This window comes from Bartonella sp. CL435QHHD (genome assembly GCF_042195095.1).
Classification (GTDB): Bacteria; Pseudomonadota; Alphaproteobacteria; order Rhizobiales; family Rhizobiaceae; genus Bartonella.
In genome coordinates this window covers 1-2,698 of the sequence record NZ_JBHINS010000072.1, presented here as the reverse complement: position 1 = coordinate 2,698, position 2,698 = coordinate 1, and the positions used below count along the sequence as shown (strand labels likewise).

At 42.3% G+C, this 2,698-nt stretch carries 3 protein-coding genes; all 3 read left to right on the top strand.

Annotated elements, in window-relative coordinates:
* Positions 1 to 179: 179 nt before the first annotated feature.
* Positions 180 to 1,415 carry a tyrosine-type recombinase/integrase gene (locus tag ACFILH_RS05715; RefSeq protein WP_375667493.1) on the top strand — a complete coding sequence of 412 codons (1,236 nt, stop codon included), beginning with the start codon at positions 180 to 182 and terminating at the stop codon, positions 1,413 to 1,415.
* Positions 1,416 to 1,622: 207 nt separating this feature from the next.
* Entirely contained in the window at positions 1,623 to 1,823 is a 201-nt protein-coding gene (locus ACFILH_RS05710; RefSeq protein WP_007347209.1) for an AlpA family transcriptional regulator, read from the top strand.
* A gap of 97 nt (positions 1,824 to 1,920) precedes the next feature.
* A partial coding sequence (locus tag ACFILH_RS05705) for a toprim domain-containing protein (protein WP_375667491.1) occupies positions 1,921 to 2,698 on the top strand: 778 nt, incomplete at its 3' end.

Here is a 2,698-nt window from a genome sequence, read left to right as displayed (position 1 = left end):
CGATACAAGATATTGATTTATAATGATAATCTAGCTCTGTTCATATTGAATTAGACGCCCGAATAACGTAGGATTCTCTCATTTCAAATCTGTTTATCTTGAATCAATCAAAACCACTTACTTGCACACCACAAGCGGGGTTGATGTGTGGGTAAAAATTGTACAAGAAAGGAGTAAAAATGGTTCTTATGAATCGTCTTAATGCAAGGGCTGTAGCAACATTGGGAGCTGGTAAATATAATGATGGTGCCGGCTTGCTTCTTCACAAACGTAAAGATGGTGGTGCTCAATGGCTTTATCGTTATACCATTCATGGTCGGCGCCGCGAAATGGGCTTGGGTGCCTTGCGAGATGTTTCTTTAAAACAAGCCCGTGAATTGGCAACTAGGTGGCGGGCTGTTTTACGTGAGGGGCGTGACCCTATTAAAGAACGCAACAAACAAAAGCGTGAGGCAATGCGCAATCTCCATTATTTAAAAGATATTGCTCTAGATGCTTTTGAAAGCCGTAAAGCTGAATTAAAGAATGATGGTGAGTCTTGTAATTGGTTTTTACATTTACGCCTCCATATTCTCCCTAAATTAGGCTGTCTGCCCGTTTCAGAGATTACGCAAACAGAGATACGCGATACCCTTGCCCCTATTTGGCATACAAAAGCTGGAACTGCTCGAACAGCACTAATGCGTCTTAATCTTTGTCTCAAACATGCGGCTGCATTAGGGTTAGATGTTGATTTACAAGCAGTAGAAAAAGCACGCGCTCTCTTAGGCAAACAACGTCATAAAAAACAAAGCTTACCAGCCATGGATTGGAGAGATGTGCCGGCTTTTTACCAATTTCTCTGCAAAACAACAACTATAAAACATTTAGCTTTGCGTCTGCTTATCCTGACAGGCGTTCGTACCAACCCTTTGCGTCATATTCGTGAAGATCAGATTGAAGGTGATATATGGACAATCCCTGCTGAGAATATGAAAGGCAAGCGTGATGCCACAACAGAGTTTCGCGTGCCCCTATCATCTGAAGCAATAAAAGTAATTGAACAAGCCCGCTGTATCNCCACAACAGAGTTTCGCGTGCCCCTATCATCTGAAGCAATAAAAGTAATTGAACAAGCCCGCTGTATCTCTAAAAGTGATTTCATCTTTTCACTTACCGGTCGTGGTCCTCTTTCACATACGATGATGGCGGCGTATATGAGAAAAAATAAAATTGAAGCTTGCCCCCATGGTTTTCGCTCTAGTTTACGCGATTGGCTAGCAGAAACAACCGATGCCCCCTATGAGGTCGCTGAAACTATTCTAAGTCATACAGTAGGAGGACAAGTAGAGCGCTCCTATCGTCGTACTGACTATCTAGAACAGCGCCGTGTCTATATGGATATATGGGCGGCTTATGTCACGGGTCAAACCTAAAATATGGGGTGAATAACCCCATTATCTGTGGATAACTTTAGCTCTCTTCTCTCTCATTTTTTCTCAATAAGAGTCATAAATTATCACATCAGAAATTATATGATAAAATATTGTTTTCTATGAATAAAACATCTTTCTAAATGAACCAAAATGTGGTTAATAAATGGTTATGATTTGTTACCATTTTTTGATAGAAAGGATTTTAGAATGACAGAAAATGATATTCTTTTGACAGACCGTGAAAGTGCAAAATTGCTTCATATGAGTGTCTCAACTTTCCGCCGTCATGTTACCAATGGCTCTCTCCCAAAACCTTTAAAATTTGGCTTTTTATCCCGTTGGTTACAATCAGATCTTTTGAATGTCATCGAGCAAGCAAAACAGCAACGTCAAAGTGACGCGGCATAAAAAAACCTTGTCGCGTAAGGACGGACAAGGCTTTCTCAAACTCATCACCCTAGAGATAGCACAATCCGTCCTATGACGCAACGTTATAGGATTTAAAATGATGTGTTCTTTTAAGAATGCGCAAGGTATCACACGTGCCTTGCGTGGTACTTGGCATGGGCGTTATGGAACAGCCCGTTGCCCTGCTCATGATGATAGGCTGCCTAGCTTATCCCTTGCCAATGGACATGATGGGCGTTTATTGCTCTATTGTTATGCTGGCTGCTCTTTTAGAGAGATCATACAAGCGCTCATTAGAATTGGCTTGCTTGGAAAACAAGCTTATGATCATACGCTTTCTTTCTCCAAACAGTTTTGTGCTGATCTCAAACGAGCAAAACAGAAAGCAGAGAGAGCAAAAGCAATTTGGCAACAAAGCCAACCAATCAAAAATACTTTAGCAGAAACCTATTTACGTATGCGGGGGATCACATGTGATTTGCCTGCTGATTTACGCTTTTACGACAAGTGTCCACACCCCTCTGGGATTACACTGCCCGCGTTGGTGGCTCTTGTTAAGGGCGCTGGCTCTTTCGCCATTCATAGAACCTTTTTACAAGCCAATGGCTGCAAAACAGACCAAAAACCAGCAAAAGCCATGTTGGGATCTGTAACAGGTGGTGCTGTGCATTTAAGTCAAGGCAATCCCAAACATCTGGTCATTTGTGAGGGCATTGAAACCGGTCTGGCTCTTTTGTCTGGGTTGTTATCAGAGCCCGTTGATTTATGGGCTTCTCTTTCAACCAGTGGCATGATGCGTGTGAATTTACCCCATACAAAAGGGCGTCTCACCATTGCAATGGACGGCGATGATGCGGGTCGTAAAGCAGGTTTTA

Excerpts from the sequence above, each read along its gene's own strand:
- ACFILH_RS05710 (WP_007347209.1), top strand. The coding sequence starts at position 1,623 with ATGACAGAAAATGATATTCTTTTGACAGACCGTGAAAGTGCAAAATTG.